The organism is uncultured Agrobacterium sp. (assembly GCA_913777615.1).
Lineage (GTDB): Bacteria > Pseudomonadota > Alphaproteobacteria > Rhizobiales > Rhizobiaceae > Agrobacterium.
The window spans coordinates 142,740-160,183 of record CAJYTK010000005.1; the positions used below are offsets into that span (position 1 = coordinate 142,740).

General features: G+C 58.2%; 16 protein-coding genes. 6 read left to right on the top strand and 10 right to left on the bottom strand.

Features of this window, described 5'->3' with window-relative positions; translation table 11 throughout:
- Nucleotides 1-15: 15 nt before the first annotated feature.
- The 10 genes from QZ862_RS04390 to QZ862_RS04435 form a co-directional block, all read right to left on the bottom strand.
- Nucleotides 16-2,067, bottom strand: a complete 2,052-nt coding sequence (locus QZ862_RS04390; protein ID WP_296097742.1) for a glycosyl transferase — start codon at nucleotides 2,065-2,067, stop codon at nucleotides 16-18.
- Nucleotides 2,068-2,416: 349 nt separating this feature from the next.
- A complete protein-coding gene (locus QZ862_RS04395) occupies nucleotides 2,417-2,800 on the bottom strand; it encodes a hypothetical protein (protein WP_296018184.1) in 384 nt (127 codons plus the stop codon).
- Nucleotides 2,801-2,814: 14 nt separating this feature from the next.
- Nucleotides 2,815-3,360 carry a chemoreceptor glutamine deamidase CheD gene (cheD, locus tag QZ862_RS04400; RefSeq protein ID WP_296018182.1) on the bottom strand — a complete coding sequence of 182 codons (546 nt, stop codon included), beginning with the start codon at nucleotides 3,358-3,360 and terminating at the stop codon, nucleotides 2,815-2,817.
- Nucleotides 3,357-3,746, bottom strand: a complete 390-nt coding sequence (gene cheY2, locus QZ862_RS04405) for a chemotaxis response regulator CheY2 (RefSeq protein WP_296018178.1) — start codon at nucleotides 3,744-3,746, stop codon at nucleotides 3,357-3,359. Before cheY2 ends, cheD begins: the two co-directional genes overlap by 4 nt.
- Nucleotides 3,746-4,801: a protein-glutamate O-methylesterase CheB gene (gene cheB, locus QZ862_RS04410; protein WP_296097744.1), complete on the bottom strand. Its 1,056-nt coding sequence runs from the start codon at nucleotides 4,799-4,801 to the stop codon at nucleotides 3,746-3,748. Before cheB ends, cheY2 begins: the two co-directional genes overlap by 1 nt.
- Complete coding sequence (gene cheR, locus QZ862_RS04415; protein WP_296097746.1) at nucleotides 4,798-5,706, bottom strand: protein-glutamate O-methyltransferase CheR; 909 nt, start codon at nucleotides 5,704-5,706, stop codon at nucleotides 4,798-4,800. The genes cheB and cheR overlap by 4 nt, the downstream gene beginning before the upstream one ends.
- Nucleotides 5,707-5,720: 14 nt before the next feature.
- Nucleotides 5,721-8,009, bottom strand: coding sequence for a chemotaxis protein CheA (locus QZ862_RS04420; protein ID WP_296097748.1), 2,289 nt, complete (start codon nucleotides 8,007-8,009; stop codon nucleotides 5,721-5,723).
- A 16-nt stretch (nucleotides 8,010-8,025) separates the two neighbouring features.
- Nucleotides 8,026-8,391 carry a chemotaxis response regulator CheY1 gene (gene cheY1 / locus QZ862_RS04425; RefSeq protein ID WP_062425087.1) on the bottom strand — a complete coding sequence of 122 codons (366 nt, stop codon included), beginning with the start codon at nucleotides 8,389-8,391 and terminating at the stop codon, nucleotides 8,026-8,028.
- A 3-nt stretch (nucleotides 8,392-8,394) separates the two neighbouring features.
- Nucleotides 8,395-8,688: an STAS domain-containing protein gene (locus tag QZ862_RS04430; protein WP_296018169.1), complete on the bottom strand. Its 294-nt coding sequence runs from the start codon at nucleotides 8,686-8,688 to the stop codon at nucleotides 8,395-8,397.
- Nucleotides 8,688-10,373 (bottom strand): globin-coupled sensor protein, encoded by a 1,686-nt coding sequence (locus tag QZ862_RS04435; protein ID WP_296097749.1) that lies wholly within the window; start codon nucleotides 10,371-10,373, stop codon nucleotides 8,688-8,690. Before QZ862_RS04435 ends, QZ862_RS04430 begins: the two co-directional genes overlap by 1 nt.
- An 898-nt stretch (nucleotides 10,374-11,271) precedes the next feature.
- Here QZ862_RS04435 and QZ862_RS04440 point away from each other — a divergent pair.
- Genes QZ862_RS04440 through mnhG form a run of 6 tightly spaced genes read left to right on the top strand, consistent with a single transcriptional unit; the run spans nucleotide 11,272 to nucleotide 17,281 of the window.
- A complete protein-coding gene (locus tag QZ862_RS04440) occupies nucleotides 11,272-14,190 on the top strand; it encodes a monovalent cation/H+ antiporter subunit A (protein ID WP_296097750.1) in 2,919 nt (972 codons plus the stop codon).
- Nucleotides 14,190-14,525 (top strand): Na+/H+ antiporter subunit C, encoded by a 336-nt coding sequence (locus tag QZ862_RS04445; protein WP_296018164.1) that lies wholly within the window; start codon nucleotides 14,190-14,192, stop codon nucleotides 14,523-14,525. The genes QZ862_RS04440 and QZ862_RS04445 overlap by 1 nt, the downstream gene beginning before the upstream one ends.
- Nucleotides 14,522-16,168 carry a monovalent cation/H+ antiporter subunit D gene (locus QZ862_RS04450; protein WP_296097752.1) on the top strand — a complete coding sequence of 549 codons (1,647 nt, stop codon included), beginning with the start codon at nucleotides 14,522-14,524 and terminating at the stop codon, nucleotides 16,166-16,168. The genes QZ862_RS04445 and QZ862_RS04450 overlap by 4 nt, the downstream gene beginning before the upstream one ends.
- Nucleotides 16,165-16,653, top strand: coding sequence for a Na+/H+ antiporter subunit E (locus QZ862_RS04455; protein ID WP_296018160.1), 489 nt, complete (start codon nucleotides 16,165-16,167; stop codon nucleotides 16,651-16,653). Before QZ862_RS04450 ends, QZ862_RS04455 begins: the two co-directional genes overlap by 4 nt.
- Entirely contained in the window at nucleotides 16,650-16,931 is a 282-nt protein-coding gene (locus QZ862_RS04460) for a K+/H+ antiporter subunit F (RefSeq protein WP_296018158.1), read from the top strand. Before QZ862_RS04455 ends, QZ862_RS04460 begins: the two co-directional genes overlap by 4 nt.
- Nucleotides 16,928-17,281, top strand: a complete 354-nt coding sequence (mnhG, locus tag QZ862_RS04465; protein ID WP_296018156.1) for a monovalent cation/H(+) antiporter subunit G — start codon at nucleotides 16,928-16,930, stop codon at nucleotides 17,279-17,281. The genes QZ862_RS04460 and mnhG overlap by 4 nt, the downstream gene beginning before the upstream one ends.
- The last annotated feature ends 163 nt before the right edge of the window (nucleotides 17,282-17,444 follow it).

The window sequence follows — 17,444 nt, forward strand, 5'->3', positions numbered from 1 at the left end:
CGCCTTGCCTTTGGTTCAAGCGATATTGGATGCCTGTTTCGTCCACAAGCGGTTGTCATGCTGGATGGGCGAGAACGCGTGCCATTCCTGCAACTTCTCGCGGTATCGGCTGCGGTAGGCTGCCTCGTCGACATATTCCAGATTTTCCGCAACCAGTTCGGCGCCAATCTCGTAATAAACATCAAGATTGCGCAGATCGGGAACCGGCGTTTCACCGCGTTCGGCCTCTTCCTGCATCTGCCAAAAGAGATCTTCCAGCCTGCGCGCCGTGCCGGGAATATCACGCAGAACACTATTTTCGCGCCCGGCCTCAAGCTTTGCCCTGAGCTTTTTCAGGGTACCCGGCTTCTTCGCAAAGGCGATGGCCTTGGCGACGTAATCGTCCGGGCCGGAGCAGATGAGTTCCGAAACGCCCGTCGCCGCCACCACGCTGCTGCAGAACCGCGCCGCAAAGGATTTGCCGGGGAAAGTGAGAACGGGCAGCCCCACGGTCAGTGCGTCGGCGGCCGTTGAATGGGCGCCGTAAGGATAGGTATCCAAGAACAGATCCGCCAGGGCAATGCGAGCAAGGTGGGCGGGATTACCGGCCTTAGGCGCAAAGAAGAGCCGCTCGGGTGCGATACCCGCTGCCTGCGCCAACTCACGCAATCGCTGATCGGTCTTGTCCCCGCCGGTGAGCAGCCAAAGAATGCTTCCCGGCGTTTCGTTCAGTATTTGCATCCACTGCGCAAATGTGGCGGCGGTAATCTTCTGCATGCCGTTGAAGCAGGCAAAGACGAAGGTGTTTTCCGGCAGGCCGGCTTCCTGGCGTGTAGGACGCGGCGCGATTACCCTCTTTCGATCAAGCGGCTGATTGCACGCGATCCTAAGGACCTTTTCCGAATAATAGATTTCGCTGTCCGGCGGAACGATCACCTCGTCGGCAATCATATAGTGATGGAATGGCGTTCCCATGGTACCGGGAAAGCCGCAGAAATTGACAATGACAGGCGCCGGTCGATAGGCGAAAATCTTCGTGCGCGCATGTTTGGTGTAGCCGTTGACGTCGATCAGTATATCGATCTCATCGCTTGCGATCTGGCGTGCGGCGGCTTCATCGGGGAGTGCACCGATCTCTCGCCAGCAATCCACCACGGCCTTCATTCGGATTTGCGTCGGGTCGTTAATCACCGGATCGCCACAGTAATAGGCGTAGATTTCGACGCGCGCCTTGTCGTGCAGTTCCAGCACTTCTCTCAATGCAAAACCGACGGCGTGATCGCGCAGGTCCGATGACACGTAGCCGACGCGCAGAGGTTTGTCGGTTCCTGTTTTGCGCCGAACGCTAGGGCGCGGGAAATTGCGGATGTCCGGTCGTCCCGCAAGGAATTTTGCGTACTGGCTTGCTTTGGCCAGTTGGAACATCGGATCGTCGGCGTAGCAGCCAAGGGTCAAAGGCGGCATGGCGTCGATGATCTGCCGGGCGGAGACGTGAACGGACGGCTGCAGGATCGGCCATTTGCATTGGCGCTGGCGAAGCGCGCTCCAATGCTGACCCGATTCCGGCTTGTCGGGGCGAAGCTCCATCGCGGCCCAAAGGGCCTCCTCCGCCTCTTCCATCAAGCCGGCATTTTCCATGACGCGACCGATATGCTGCAACGCCATGTGCCGATAGGTGTGCCGGTCCGGTGTCGTTTCCGCCGTCTTGCCGACAAAGCTCTGCCATTGCTGGATCGCAAGAGGGGCCATGCCCGCGTCTTCAAAGGCCCGACCAAGATTGATATGAGCAGGCCCAAACAGCGGATCGTTTTTCAACGCAGCCTGCATGGCAGTGATCGCGCCTGCGAGGTCATCCATCTGGCGCAACAAGACAGAGAAGTTGAAATAAACCATATGAGCGCCAGGATGGGCGTCGTTGAAGGCGAGCCAGGATTTATAGAGCTCGATCGCCTCCTGCGGTTTGCCTTCAGCGGTAAGGCTTTCTGCAAATTTCAGGAGATCGACAAGGGCAAGGCGCTGCGTTCTCGCAAGCTCCAGCAAGGTTGGAAGTATGGAATTCTGGACTGTGCCGCCAATCGATGCATTCATCGCATTCAAACCCTCATGCCGGCCGCGCCGCGTGGGAGCGAGCATCATGGCCGTGGTAGACTGAGGGAAAGACTAGACATTGAAGCTTGTGCGGCGCTTTACGCGTGCGGATCGTCAGGCGAAGCGATGCATCGTGCCTTCCCGAAACCAGGGTTCGGTTTTCAGGTCAAGCGCCGACGGACGCTCCCATTTCGGGCCCGTGTGTCCTGGGGTGAGATCAAAGGTCAAGATCCGGCAGGGTCGAAGCGCTGAGGACCATCGGCTCCGGCAGGTCAATCACGTCGAGCGTGAAGACCGCCATCGCCTTCGGGCATCCTGCCGGGAGGTCCGGCGCTCTTGGCTTTTCAGGCTAAAACAGATCGAAGTCGCCCGATGCCTTGTCGATCGGCTGTGAATGACCGTGACGCAAGCCGGCACCCAGCGCCTTCTGCATCTCTGCAAGCTTGACGAGGCTGAGCGCCGTCGTCACATCCACAGCCCATTCGAGCGGGATGGATCCGGTGATGGTGTCGATGAACTCTGCCAGACCCCTTGCCTTCTGAACGGCAAGGTCGATTCCCTGCAAAAGCTTCAATCCATCGTCGGAGACCGCACCATCAGTGGCCTCCAGCAATTGCGGCTCGATGCGCTCGATCAGATAGGCAACGTCATGGAGCTCCGAGACAACCCGCATCAGGATGGTTGGCAGCGCCTCTTCAAAAATGTCGTTTCCAGCGCGCTCAGCGATAGTCATATGCAACTCCGTTGTCAAAAAAACTCGATATCGCTTGCGGCCGGCTTGGCTGCCGGAACCGGACGTGTTTCCAGCGCGACCGTTTTCTGGGTTTCGGCACCACTGAGCGGGTGCTGGCGCGCCCTGCCCGATACCGGCCAGAACTCCACCTTTCGGCCATGCTCTCCGCCCGTTGAGCTGCCGACCACCCTAATGCCTTCATCCCTCAGGAACTGCATCGCGAAGATTGCATTCTGCTCTCCTACATTGGAGAAGCTGGCAATGGTTTTTGCGCCACCAAAAACCTTTGCCTCCAGACGATCACGGCGTGCGCCCTGCTTGAGCAGACCGTTGATCAGAAGTTCCATGAGATGCACCCCGTAACGGGTTGCATCACCACCCCCCATACCCCCCGTACCCGGCAGCAGAAAATGATTCATGCCGCCGACGCCCGCAACGGGGTCTCTGAGACACGCAGCCACGCACGAGCCCAGGATGGTCGACAGGACCACGTCGGGATCATTGGCGATCTTATATTCGCCCTGAATAATATGTACGCGCTTGGCTGCGGTTTCGATCATTTCAGCGATCCAAATACGGCTTCGATAGCCGCCCTCATTTTTTCAATCGAGAATGGCTTGGCCAGCACGTTATTGGCGCCAAGCTGGGCCGCCTTCTGCACCAGAGCACGGTCTCCCTGTGCGGTCAGAATGATAAAGGCTGCCTTCTTCGTCGAAGGATTGGTGCGAACCGCCTGCAGGAATCCAAGACCGTCCATCTTCGGCATGTTGAAGTCGGAGATCACCAGATGGTGCGGCTGTTGCTCCATGATCTTCATGCCCTGCTCACCGTCACCGGCGGCAGTGATCTGCTTGAAGCCGAGCTGCGTGAGCGCGTCGCTCAGCAACAATCGGCTGGTGACCTGATCGTCAACGATCAACACTTTTATCTTTTCTGCGAGAGACATTAGTCAGAACCTTCTTTTCGGGCAGCAGTTAGTTTCAGAATTTCTTCGCCGATGGCGTTCAGCGGAAGTTGGTGTTCGACCGCGCCGAGCTCGTAGGCCACGCGCGGCATTCCATAGACCACACAGGTTTTCTCGTTCTGTCCGACAGTGCGGGCACCCGCATGACGCATCTTCAAAAGGCCTGCCGCTCCATCGCGGCCCATCCCGGTCAGAATAGCCCCAACGGCGTTGCGACCTGCAAGTTCGGCCACTGAATCGAACAGAACATCGACCGATGGCCGATGACCATTAACAGGATCTCGTTCGACAAGCCTGCAGCATGGCGCGGCGTGATTAACAACCTGCAAATGCCGGTCGCCGCCAGGCGCCAGATAGACCTTACCGGTCTGGAGGCGCGCACCATCCGTTGCCTCCTCCACCACCGGCGCGCATAAGCGGTTCAACCGCTCGGCAAAGCTCTTGGTGAACGTCGGCGGCATGTGCTGGGTGATGACCGTCGGTGGGCAATTGATCGGGAACTTCTGCAAGACGGCGATCAGCGCTTCCACGCCACCGGTCGAGGAGCCGATGGCGACGATCTTGCGCCCGACGCTGTAGTTGGTCACCGCTGTGGGCTGCGGCGCGGCAGGCTTTTCGGCAATAGCGCCGCGATATGTCCGATGCTGAGAGCGAGCCGCCGCCTTCACCTTGTCCGCGAGGTCGGGAAATGGAAGGGCATCGCCCGGCACCGGCTTGCCGACGCAATCGAACGCACCGATTTCCAGCGCAGCCAGAGAGGCGTCGGCTCCGCGATGGGTAAGCGTCGAGACCATGATGACGGGCATCGGCCGCAGGCGCATGATCTTGTCGAGAAACTCAAGCCCGTTCATCTCGGGCATCTCGATATCCAGCGTCACGACGTCCGGATTGAGCTCCTTGATCGCGGCGCGCGCTTCCATGGCGTTGCCAGCCTGACCGATGACCTCGACATCCGGGTCGGATTGGAGGACGGCGGAGATCAGGCCACGCATGGTGGGAGAGTCATCGACGACGAGAACGCGGGCGGGCATGCTCATGCTCTCCTCCCGGCGGACTTGCCGATGTATTTGTAGGTGGTGATGCCGGTATTGTCGAACTGATCCTTGGCTTCGCCGGAAACGCGTTCGGAATGACCGATATAGAGGTGACCGCCCTGCGGCAGCAGGCCGGCAAAGCGCGACCAAATCTTTACCTGAGTCGGCTCGTCGAAATAGATGACGACGTTGCGGCAGAAGATCACGTCGAAGCCGCCCTTGAACGGCCACTGCGCCATCAGGTTCAGCTCGTTGAAGGTGATCAGACGCTTGACCTTGTCGCTGATCTGGTGCTTGCGGCGTCCGCCGGCATCCACTTCCTGGAACCATTGCTTGCGCATGGCGGGCGATACGGTTTCGAGAGCGCCGTCGTCGTAAAGACCGGCCCTCGCCTGAGCGAGAATCTTGGGGTCGATATCGGTTGCCAAGATCTTGAAGTCGTAATCGGTGGCGTTCGGGAAGAGACCGAGCACGGTCAGCGCAATCGAATAGGGTTCCTGACCATCCGAACAGGCGGCGGACCAGATGCGGACTCGTCCGCCGCTCTTTGCCCGTGCGATCAGGCCTGGCAGAACCTCATCACGCAGATGATCGAAGTGATGGTTTTCACGGAAGAAGCGCGTAAAGTTGGTGGTCAGATGCGACAGCATCTCACGGCGGGCGGCTGCACCGTGCTCGGACGACACCAGCGCGCAATAATCCTTGAAGCCGGAGAGGCCAAGGTTGCGGATATGTTTGGACAGTCGCGAATAGACGAGCGAGGCCTTGGTATCGTTGAGATAGATACCCGCATCAGCATAGATCATTGCGGCGATATCGGCCAGGTCGCGACGCGTCAGGGGATATTCTCCGCTGACGAGCACCTCATCCTGTGGTCCACGCTGTTCGTTGAACTTAAGCGCTGTCATTCATCACCAACTTTTCAGCCTGTTGCCGCGAGCGACATTTCTTGTTTCAGCGACTGGCCGCGGGATGCGCCGACAACGGCATCCACGTCCAGAATGAGCGCCACGCGACCGTCGCCGAGGATGGTCGCGGCGGCGATACCGGGAACATGGGTGTAGTTTGCCTCAAGCGACTTGATGACGACTTGGCGCTGACCCTGGATGGCATCAACCATCAGAGCGCGCTGGCCGCCGCCTTCCGATTCCACCAGAAGCGCTACACCTTCGACAGGATTGGCCTGGGTGCCACGGAAGTTTAGGATGCGACCAACGTCCACCAGCGGGCAGAAAGAGTTGCGGATGGAGATGAGGCGCTGATTGGCTCCGAAGGAGTGGATGTTCTGCGCTTCCGGCTGAAGCGTTTCGACAATCGCGGTCAACGGTACGACCAACGTCTGACCGGCAACGGTGACCACCATGCCGTCAAGCACGGCCAGCGTCAGCGGCAGGCTCATCGTAAAGGTCGAGCCAAGACCCGGACGCGAGGAAATGCTGATGCGACCGCCAAGTGCCTGGATCGAACGCTTGACCACGTCCATGCCGACGCCACGGCCGGAAATGTCCGAAATCTTGTCGGCGGTGGAGAAGCCAGGCGCAAAGATCAGATTGTCGATTTCCTCATCCGTCAGATTTGCATCGGCGGAAATCAGATCGTTGTCGATCGCCTTCTGGCGAACGCGCTCGCGGTTGATACCGGCCCCATCGTCTTGCAGTTCGATCAGGATGCGGCCCGAGCGGTGCTTGGCCGTCAGCTTGACGGTGCCTTCGGGGTTCTTGCCGGCGGCTTCACGCTTTTCCGGAGTCTCGATACCGTGGTCGACGGCATTGCGGATCATGTGGGTTAACGGCTCGGCCAGTTTGTCGATGACCGTCTTGTCCACTTCGGTGTTTTCACCTTCTGTGATCAGGCGGATCTGCTTGCCGATCATATCGGCGACTTCGCGGACGATACGCGACATGCGCTGGAAGACCGGCTTAACCGGCTGCGCACGGATCGCCATAACGCTATCCTGGATTTCGCGCGTCAATTGCTGGAGTTCTTCCAGGCCCATATTGACGGCAGATGTGCCAGTCGTGTCGTTTTCGATGACGCTCTGCGACAGCATCGCCTGATTGATGACGAGCTCGCCCACAAGGTTGATCAGGCGGTCGACACGATCGAGATCGACGCGGATCGTCTGGCCGGCGCTCGCATTGTTGGCGGCAGCAGCGGCATTCGCGTTGTTCGATGCGGCAGCGGGAGACGCCGCTTCGCGCTTTTCCACGGCTGCGGCAACGGCCTGGGTAACTTCGGATGCCACCGATGCTGCGGCAACGGCCTTGGCAACCACCGGTTCATCGCTCGACGCGGACTGAACGGCGGGCTCGTCATGCACCTCTTCTTCCAGAGCAGAAAGATCGAAGGGCACCGGGATCATTGGCAGTTCTTCATCGGACGACGAGGCGTCTTCCACTACGGTAACATCAAGTTCGCAATCCCATTCCGCAAATTCGAAAACCTGGCGGATGCCTTCCTCGCCCTTTTCCGTCTTGATCGAGATGTTCCAGACGAAATAAGAGCCTTCGGGATTGATATCGTCGAGCGATGGCAGCGCGCTCATATCGCAGTTGACACTCATCTCGCCGATGCGGGCAAGGTCACGCAGCAGAAGCGCAGCTTCATTGCCCTTGGAGTAGAGGGCTTCCGAAGGCTTGAAGGTAATGTTGTAGGTCGGCGTTTCCATCAGCGGAATGGCCGCGTCCTCGAAGTCGCCGAAGGAGAAAGCGATCGGCTGGAAGCCGCTCTCATCCGTCGGCGCTGGTGCAGGCGCAGGCGGCGGCACGACGGCTGCCTTGACTGCCGGTTTGGCGGCTGCCGGCTCGGCTGCGGACGGCGTGATCGTCTCACCGTTGGCCAGAGCCTCGAGTTCCTTGACCAGACCGCGCGTGCGGCTTTCTTCGACGCTTCCGCCGTCGCGGGCAGCGTTCGTCAAGTCGGCGAGTACGTCCGCCGACTTCAGCATGACTTTCAACACATCCTGATTAGGATCGAGCTTATTGGACCGAACGCAATCGAGCGTGGTTTCGAAGACATGCGCAAAGGCGACAAGTTCATCGAGACCGAATGCGCCTGCTCCACCCTTGATGGAATGAACGGCACGAAAGACAGCATTTACGGTTTCCGGGTCGCGGTCGCCGTCATTCAGTTTAAGAAGTCCCGATTCCAGCTCTGCAAGTTGCTCCTCGCACTCCTGGAAGAAGATTTCTTTGATTTCGTTCATATCCATCGTGAATGATCCCGTATCAGGCAGTTACACGTTCAATGGCATCGATCAGCTTTACGGGGTCGAACGGCTTGACGATCCAACCGGTCGCGCCAGCCTGACGGGCTCGGTTTTTCTTCTCGGCATCGCTTTCGGTGGTCAGCACCAGGATCGGAACCGCACGATATTTTTCGTTGCGGCGTACACCCTCGATGAAACCGAAGCCATCGAGACGCGGCATGTTGATATCCGTGACGATGACGTCAGGATTGCAGCCTTCCAGAACTTCCAGACCTTCCACGCCGTCTTCGGCCTGAATGGTTTCGAAACCGGCATTGTTGAGCGTCACCAGCAACATGTTGCGGATCGTGCGGGAGTCGTCGACTGTGAGAACCTTTTTCTTCATTTCCTATATCTCCTTCGGGAGCATATGACCGATATCAACGCCGATCAGTTTAAGGGTTTTATCGAAGGCTTCAGAGGCCTTTGAAAATGTGAATTGCTTGCCATCTGCTTCCCAGGCTTTGATGCCAGCCATCAGAATCTGGACGCACTGTGCGCCCACGCGCTCGACCTCGGAGGCGTCTACCGTAACCGGCTTGCCCCGGAGCTCCTTCAGTTTGCCGTACAAGACGGATGCTTGAGTGAGGTCCAGCACAGGTGACAATTTCAGTGTCGAATGCGCTGCTGTCCTGCCTGCCATCAAATGACTCCTTGGCGTTTATATTGTTGCTGCGCATGGCCGTAATCCATGCGCTCGGGTCGCATGGCGGTCGCATTGGCGTTTCTCGGCTGTGCGACGAACTCGTCGTCGGAATAAGCCTGCCGGGCAATACGGAATTCGCGCACCGTGCGGCCTAGCTCGAGAATGACTGTGTGCAGGTCGTCCGCTTCGGCAGCCGAGGAGGAAAGGCGCTCGGCGGCGCGATTGGCGTCCATGCCGATGGCATCCAGTTCCACTGCAACATGATTGAGGTCGCCGGAATGTTCGCCAGTGCGTCGGGCGACATCACCGATCATATCGCTGATGCCTGTGACCTGCCGCACGACACCCTCTATGGCCTCCTGCGTGCGATGAACCATCCGCACGCCTTCATCGACCTGCGTCTTCGTTCCATTGACGAGATTCTTGATTTCCCTTGCCGCGTCAGCGGAACGCTGCGCCAGGGCGCGCACTTCCTGTGCAACGACGGCGAAGCCCCTGCCGCTTTCACCAGCGCGAGCCGCTTCGATACCGGCGTTCAGCGCAAGCAGATTGGTCTGGAAGGCGATCTCGTCGATCGATCCGATGATGCGACCGATCTGTTCAGCCGACTGTTCGATGTCCGACATGGCGCTGATCGCCTCACCCACAGCCATTCCGCTTTGTGTAGCCGCATTTCGGGCCTGCGAAACCGCACTCTCCGCCGCTGAAATCCGCTCGCTATTGTCGCGCACATTGTGAATGACGTCACCGAGGCGGTGCGAGGCATCGCTGAGGCGACGGAACTGCTCCGTGGAGGCGAAGGCAAGGCCGCCATTTTCGCGCGACATACGCTCAGCCACGCTATGCGCCTTTTCCACGCTCGCCCGCGTGGCGGACATGGAGCCACCAATGCGGGCCATGGCCGTATTGAAAGCGTCCGCGAGTTCGCGGTAGGCTTCGGGCACCTCGCCGCCAATGCGGGCGGTGAGATCTCCTGCGGCGAAGGCATTCAGCGCCTCGCCAAAAAGCTTCGTCACCTCTGCCTGATCATCTTCCCGCTGACGGGCAAGCTCCTGATTGTGGCGGATGCGCAATTCGTTGAAGCGTAGCGACACCGCAATTTCAGTATCGACCATCACCAGCCTGACGACCGACTTAACGGCCGCGGCCAGTTCCTGATGACGTTTGCGCGCACCTGGCAGCAGCGAGCGAGGCGGATGTTGTGCAATAAGTCCCGACAGCAGATTTTCCAGAACGACCGCGCGTCCGGCAACGCTCCAGCGAGGATCGAGACCCATGCGGCTTTCAGTGTCGGACAAAACCTTGACGCGCTCGGCATAGACCGCATCGAAGCGTGCATCGGTCAGTACCGACCAGTGCGCCGTCTGCATGTCGTGCAGCCGTTCGACCTGGTTGTCACTTTCGAAAGATGGTGAACAGTCCGGCATGGACTGGAAGCGCACCATCAGATCGCGAAGCCCAGCCTTCAGATGGGGTTCGAGCATAGTACGGTAGCGGCGCAACAGATCACACTGGTCCTGATCGAGACCAGCGAAACGCAAACGGCCACCCAGGCTACCGCCCGTGGTCCTTCGCGAATGATCTGTCGGCAGGTCCTGCCCCAAGTGACGCCCCCAAAGCTTTGCCGGCACGACCGGCAGATAACGGTTTCGAGAATGCCAGTACCCTTGAGGGATGTTCACGACATGGGACGTCTCTGACGGACGCCGCACACATGTAAGCTGAGCCTTCTGCAACCAAACGGAATACCGGATCGACCCGGTACGGCAGCGCGGCATCATGCCTGAAAGGAGAGAGTGTCTCCATTTCGCCGTGAAATACGTCACATCTTTATGGTTAATTCCTTGCCTGAAAGTTAAGAATAGTGGTTTGAGGCAACGAATATTAAAATTTGCCATTGATTTGCAGGAGCTACGCGGGAGTTACCGAGTCACGCATTGGACGCTGTCGAGTTCTCTGCCGGTTTTTTATCTTTTTTACACGTCACGCGCTGGACAAGCGTTCTACCATTACCCTAAGATAATCAATATGATATTTGCTTTACGGTGATGCTCTAGCGGACTCGACAGAAACAAGGAGGTTACGATTTTGCCATGGATGGGACGACATCGCGGTGTTCCGCGACATCCTGTCAGGTTCGTCAACCTTCTCCTCGCAGGCATCCTCGTATTTATCGGCACGCCGGCAATGGCGATTTCAAGCTCGACCGTCAAGCTGCAAAGGCTGGAACGAGCCTGCCTTTCGGATGAAGCACGCATTTTCTCGTCGCCGGAAAGGTTGCTCAACCAGCCGGAGATCAGCCCTTGCCGACATTTCGTACCCGTCAGCATTCACGACTTTGTTGATACATTTTTATCCGCCGCTGGGGTGGTAAGACCCTATCTCAAAACCCAGATTGGGTTCGAACCGGAGCGAACTCTTCTCCATCCGGTTCGTCACGTCCGCCAGGCCGCGCCGCGCGGGCCTCCCATCAACGATTTGTCCTAGTCCGCTGGACCGCCTTTCCTCCATCAAAGGATTGGCATCTCTGGCGGAAGCAGCCACGGAATGTGTTAACGCCAGAGAAAACTGCCATTATTTATGAGACTTGACGTCATCCTACCCATTTTGATCGCCCTTCCCTTTATTGGCAGTCTCGTGACCGCCATGATGCCGCGCAACGGCGCGGCGCGTGGACCAGCGGCCCTTGCAGGCGGCATTGCGCTTGTCGGTCTCGTCGCTACGGTTTTTCTTTATCCCAACGTCCGCAACGGCGCGGTTCTCAAATATGACGTAGAATGGCTGCCGCAACTCGGCCTGAACTTCACGCTGAGATTGGATGGTTTTGCGTGGATGTTCATGATGCTGATTACCGGGATCGGTTTTCTCGTCGTGCTCTACGCCCGTTATTACATGTCGGCGGAAGACCCGATCCCGCGTTTCTTCGCGTTTCTTCTGTCGTTCATGGGATCTATGCTTGGCATCGTGCTGTCGGGCAACGTCATTCTCTTATCGATCTTCTGGGAGATGACCAGTATCTTCTCCTTCCTGCTGATCGGTTACTGGCACAATAATGCCACCGCCCGAGACGGCGCCCGTATGGCACTGACGGTCACCGGTATTGGGGGCTTCTGCCTTCTCGCTGGGCTTTTGGTCTTGGGACACATTGCGGGAAGCTACGATCTCGACGCGATCATCGCGAAGGCGGCAGATGTCAAGGCACATCCGCTTTATCTGACGACACTCATCCTAATCCTGATGGGCGCGCTGACCAAGAGTGCGCAGTTTCCCTTCCATTTCTGGCTGCCTAACGCAATGGCCGCCCCGACACCCGTTTCGGCGTATCTCCACTCCGCCACCATGGTGAAGGCAGGCGTGTTCCTGCTGGCCAGGCTCTGGCCGGTTCTAGCCGGCACGCAGGAGTGGTTCTGGCTCGTAGGTTTCGCTGGCATTACCACGCTCCTGCTCGGCGCCTATTTCGCCATGTTTCAGCAGGATCTGAAAGGTCTGCTCGCCTATTCTACGATCAGCCATCTCGGCCTGATCACGACATTGTTGAGCCTTGGAAGTCCGCTTGCCGCCGTCGCGGCAATCTTCCACATGGCAAACCATGCCACCTTCAAGGCATCGCTCTTTATGGCAGCTGGCATTATCGACCATGAGACGGGCACGCGCGATATGCGGCGATTAAGCGGGCTCTATCGCTATCTACCGGCAACCGCGACGCTTGCTATGGCCGCCAGTGCCGCCATGGCAGGCGTACCGCTGTTCAACGGCTTTCTCTCCAAGGAAATGTTCTTTGCCGAGGCGATTGAGACCCATGCGGACTCGCTGCTCGACAAGGCGCTTCCCTACGTAGCGACCCTGTCCGGCGCCTTCGCAGTCGCCTATTCGCTGCGCTTCATCCATACCGTCTTCTTCGGACCGCCGCCCAGCGACATTCCCAATCCGAACCCGCACGAGCCGCCGCGCTGGATGCGTTTTCCGATCGAGTTTTTGGTGCTCGCCTGCCTGATCGTCGGCGTGGTGCCAAGCCTATCCGTCGGTCCCTTCCTGCATTCGGCGGTGGTATCGGTTCTCGGTCCGCAAACGCCTTATTACAGCCTGGCGATCTGGCATGGTTTCAACCTGCCTCTCGTCATGAGCATCGTCGCACTGATCGGTGGCGTTGCGATCTACGCGCTTCTCGGAGACTACTTCTCCAAGTGCGACGACGGCCCACCGATCTTCCGGCATCTCAGGGGCCAACGTATCTTCGAGCGGATAATCGTCACCGTATCGTGGAAGTGGGCGCGCTGGCTGGAAAGCACGCTCGGCACAAGACGATTGCAGCCACAGCTGCGCATTCTGATCTTTGTCGCGCTCGTTGCCGGTTTTTCGCCGCTGGTGTCTTCGCAATTCTCACTCACCCTTCCGCGGGTCACGTCCTTCGATCCGATCTTCGCGATTCTCTGGGGCATCGGCATGATCGCGGCCATGGGCGCTGCCTGGCAGGCAAAATATCATCGCCTCGCCGCCCTGGTCATGCTGGGCGTTTCCGGTCTCGTGACCTGCCTGACATTTGTCTGGCTATCTGCGCCCGATCTCGCCATCACCCAATTGCTTGTCGAGATCGTCACGCTCGTGCTGATCCTGCTCGGTCTTCGCTGGCTACCCAAGCGCATGGTGAAGGTTGACAACAACAACGAGCTGCCGGCCCAACTCCGTCGCGGGCGCGACTTCCTGCTGGCTGTCTTCTGCGGCATCGGCATGACGGTGATCGCCTATGCGGTTATGACGTTGCCTGTGCCGAACACCATCGCCAACTATTTCCTCGAGCGAGCCTATAGCGAAGGTGGCGGTACCAATGTGGTCAACGTCATCCTCGTCGATTTCCGCGGCTTCGACACGATGGGTGAGATCGCGGTTCTAGCGATCGTCGGTTTGACCGTCTTCGCGCTTTTGCGTCGTTTCCGTCCGGCGCAGGATAGTGTTGGGCTACCTGAGCAGCAATTGATCCAGAATGCTTTTGATGCCGAAAGCCCGGAGCGCAGCAAGGGCGATACGGTGCGCGACTATCTGCTCGTGCCTTCGGTTATCATGCAGTGGATGTTCCCGGTCATCGTTACCTTCTCGATCTTCCTCTTTATGCGCGGTCACGATCTCCCGGGCGGCGGGTTCGCCGCGGGCATCACCATGGCGATCGCTTTCCTGCTGCAATATCTGGCAGGCGGTACGCGCTGGGCGGAAGATCGCATCCGTATTTTGCCCCTGCGGTGGATGGGCTTCGGCCTGCTGATGGCAGCCTCGACAGGGATGGGCTCGTGGTATTTCGGCTATCCGTTCCTGACCTCCTACTTCCAGTATACGGAAATTCCCTACATCGGGAAAATGCCGACGGCGTCGGCCCTGCTCTTCGATCTCGGTGTCTTCTCACTCGTGGTCGGCTCCACGGTTCTGATTTTGATAGCACTGGCGCACCAATCATTGCGTAACTACAAGCTACGCACACCCGACGCCGCCAAAGCGGAGGATGTGTAATGGAACTTATTCTCGCCATCGGCATCGGCGTGATGACGGGATCGGGCGTCTGGCTCATCCTTCGTCCGCGCACCTATCAAGTCATTGTCGGCCTGTCTCTGCTGTCCTATGCCGTCAACCTCTTCATCTTCGGAGTGGGCGGCATCAAGACCAACGCGCCGCCTGTCCTGCTTGACGGAGTTGCAACCTCACAGCTGGCCGACCCCGTGCCGCAGGCACTGGTATTGACGGCGATCGTGATTGGCTTTGCCACGACTGCCCTCTTCCTCGTGGTGCTTCTTGCCGCGCGTGGTTTGACCGGCACTGACCATGTAGACGGGAGGGAGAGCAAGTGAACTCATTCCCATCACACATCGTCATCGCACCCATTCTGGTGCCGTTGATCACCGGCGCGATCCTGCTCTTCATCGATGAGCGCAAGCGCAAAACCAAGGCAGCAATCAGCTTCATCTCGACACTGGTGCTGCTCGCCGTTTCCATTGGGCTCTTCATCGAGGTCAATTCGACGGTGAACACCGAAATCGCCGCGATCATTTCCACCGGCGTCTATCTTCTCGGCAACTGGCCCGCCCCATTCGGCATCGTGCTGGTGGCGGACCGTCTTTCGGGGTTGATGGTGCTTCTGGTGTCACTATTGGCGATACCGTCGCTCGTCTATTCGCTGGCCAAGTGGCACAAGTCGGGTGCGCATTTCCATTCCCTCTTCCATCTGATGCTGATGGGCGTAAACGGCGCGTTTCTGACCGGCGACCTCTTTAACCTCTTCGTCTTCTTTGAAGTGATGCTGGCTGCATCCTACGGTCTGCTGCTGCACGGTTCCGGGCAGTTGAGGGTAAAAGCCGGTCTGCACTACGTGGCGATCAACCTCGTCGCAGCATTGTTCTTCCTGATCGGCGTCAGCTTGATCTACGGCGTGACCGGCACGCTCAACATGGGCGATCTGGCCCAGCGCATTGCAGGCCTCAATCCCGACCAGCGCATGCTGCTGGAAACCGGTGCAGCGGTGCTCGGCATCGCCTTTCTCGTCAAGGCCGGCATGTGGCCGCTAAACTTCTGGCTACCTTCCGCTTACGGCGCGGCGTCTGCACCTATTGGCGGCATCTTCGCCATCATGAGCAAGGTCGGCATCTATGTGATCGCGCGTCTTTCCTTCCTGCTTTTCGGCCAGACAGCCGGAGATTCTGCCGGTTTTGGCCACGACGCGCTGTTGATCGGCGGGATCGCCACCATCGTCTTCGGTACGATCGGCGTACTTGCCTCGCAGGCACTTGGGCGCCTTGCAGGCTTTTCGGTTCTGGTTTCGTCGGGAACGCTGCTGGCCGCCATGGGCACCGGCAACCCGATGGTTGCCGCAGGCGCGCTTTATTATCTCGTCAGTTCCACACTCACCATCAGCGCCTTCTTCATGCTGATCGAACTGGTGGAACGTGGACAGGATGCGGGCGCCAACGTTCTTGCCGTCACCATGGAAGCCTATGGCGATGGCGACGACGATGACGAGGAAGACGAGGTCGGCGTCACCATGCCCGGCACGATGGCCGTGCTTGGAACCTGCTTTGCTGCATGCGGCATTTTGCTGGCCGGATTGCCGCCGCTCTCAGGTTTCATCGCAAAGTTCTCGATGCTCTCTGCCATCCTCAATCCGCAAGGATTGAGCGCCGACAATACGGTGTCGACGCTTTCGTGGTGGCTCGTCTTCCTTATTGTTTTCTCTGGGCTTGCAGCGCTGATCTCCATGACGCGTGCTGGTATTCGCACTTTCTGGGGATCGCTCGAAGGAACGGTACCTCGTGTATTCGTTATCGAAATCGCACCTGTCATGCTGCTTCTGGCCATGACGCTTGCCATGACCGTGCAGGCCGGTCCGATCATGCGATACATGCAGGAAACCGCACGCATCCTCGACCTGCCGGAAAGCTATATTCAGGGCGTAATGACGGCACCGCGTGCGGGTAACGCCGGGGAGTCCGCGCAATGATAAGCCGCATCCTCCCCTACCCGGTCCTGACTTTGTCGCTCATCGTCTTCTGGATGACGATCAACAGCTTCTCGCCGGGACATCTCCTCCTCGGAACAGCGGTGGCGCTTGTTGCCTCCTGGTCCATGGCCTCTCTTCGCCCTTCGAAGCCCCGCATCCGTAGCTGGACTGCGGTCATCAAGCTCATCGCGATCGTGTTGTACGACATCATAAGGTCGAACATCTCGGTCGCTACACTCATTCTTTTCGGGCGGAAGAGAAACAGCAAGTCCGGCTTTCTGACGGTTCCACTCGACCTTCGCGATCCATTCGGTCTTGCGGTTCTGTCCATCATTCTGACGGCCACGCCGGGTAGCGCATGGCTGGAGTACAATTCCTCGCAAGGCACATTGCTGATCCACGTACTGGACAATGTCAGCGAGACGGCATGGATCAATCTCATCAAGAACCGATATGAAAAAATGCTGATGGAGATATTCGAATGAGTTCGATTATCCTTTTCTGGTCCTTTTCTCTGGCCCAACTGTTTCTGGGAATTGCCATGGCAATCTCCGTTTATCGCATCGCGATCGGTCCACGGGCTCAAGATCGCGTGCTTGGCGTCGACACGCTCTATGTCAGCTCCATGTTGCTTTTGATGACCTTTGGTCTGCGCACCGGCAATGACATCTATTTCGAGGCCGCACTTCTGATGTCCATCCTCGGCTTTGTGTCGACTGTGGCACTTTCCAAGTTCCTGATGCGTGGTGAGGTGATCGAATGATCGACGCGGCAGAATTTCCGCTCTGGGCAGCCATTCTCGTTGCCTTCTTCGTCCTGCTCGGCTCTTCACTGACGCTGGTCGGCACAATCGGCTTTGCCAAGCTGCAGAGCTTCTATGAAAGACTGCACGCCCCCACACTCGGCACGAGCTGGGGAACGGGCGGCATCGTCATGGCGTCCATCATCTATTTCTCTGTGTCCGGCGAACGCTTCGTCTTCCACGAAATCTTCATCGGCATCTTCATGACAGTGACGACGCCCGTTTCATTGATGCTTCTCGGTCGTGCTGCTCTCTATCGCGACCGCGCCGAGCAGAATCCAAGCAAGCCGAACCAGCCGGAAAAGCTGTGACGCATCTGATCGGCAACAGGGTTGAACGCAGCTAACTAGAGCGTTTCCTTGTTAAATAGAAACAGTTCTGTTGGTTCAAACGGGATCGACTGATTGTCCGGGCGGCGCGTGCCGTAGCCAACGCATACGGCCAAGCCGTCCGGGCAAGCAGGTGGCCCGTTTC

What these genes read in the sequence shown, in the direction of transcription:
- QZ862_RS04390 (WP_296097742.1), bottom strand. Translation starts at nt 2,067, where the DNA reads ATGAATGCATCGATTGGCGGCACAGTCCAGAATTCCATACTTCCAACC.
- QZ862_RS04395 (WP_296018184.1), bottom strand. Translation starts at nt 2,800, where the DNA reads ATGACTATCGCTGAGCGCGCTGGAAACGACATTTTTGAAGAGGCGCTG.
- cheD (WP_296018182.1), bottom strand. Translation starts at nt 3,360, where the DNA reads ATGATCGAAACCGCAGCCAAGCGCGTACATATTATTCAGGGCGAATAT.
- cheY2 (WP_296018178.1), bottom strand. Translation starts at nt 3,746, where the DNA reads ATGTCTCTCGCAGAAAAGATAAAAGTGTTGATCGTTGACGATCAGGTC.
- cheB (WP_296097744.1), bottom strand. Translation starts at nt 4,801, where the DNA reads ATGAGCATGCCCGCCCGCGTTCTCGTCGTCGATGACTCTCCCACCATG.
- cheR (WP_296097746.1), bottom strand. Translation starts at nt 5,706, where the DNA reads ATGACAGCGCTTAAGTTCAACGAACAGCGTGGACCACAGGATGAGGTG.
- QZ862_RS04420 (WP_296097748.1), bottom strand. Translation starts at nt 8,009, where the DNA reads ATGGATATGAACGAAATCAAAGAAATCTTCTTCCAGGAGTGCGAGGAG.
- cheY1 (WP_062425087.1), bottom strand. Translation starts at nt 8,391, where the DNA reads ATGAAGAAAAAGGTTCTCACAGTCGACGACTCCCGCACGATCCGCAAC.
- QZ862_RS04430 (WP_296018169.1), bottom strand. Translation starts at nt 8,688, where the DNA reads ATGGCAGGCAGGACAGCAGCGCATTCGACACTGAAATTGTCACCTGTG.
- QZ862_RS04440 (WP_296097750.1), top strand. Translation starts at nt 11,272, where the DNA reads ATGAGACTTGACGTCATCCTACCCATTTTGATCGCCCTTCCCTTTATT.
- QZ862_RS04445 (WP_296018164.1), top strand. Translation starts at nt 14,190, where the DNA reads ATGGAACTTATTCTCGCCATCGGCATCGGCGTGATGACGGGATCGGGC.
- QZ862_RS04455 (WP_296018160.1), top strand. Translation starts at nt 16,165, where the DNA reads ATGATAAGCCGCATCCTCCCCTACCCGGTCCTGACTTTGTCGCTCATC.
- QZ862_RS04460 (WP_296018158.1), top strand. Translation starts at nt 16,650, where the DNA reads ATGAGTTCGATTATCCTTTTCTGGTCCTTTTCTCTGGCCCAACTGTTT.
- mnhG (WP_296018156.1), top strand. Translation starts at nt 16,928, where the DNA reads ATGATCGACGCGGCAGAATTTCCGCTCTGGGCAGCCATTCTCGTTGCC.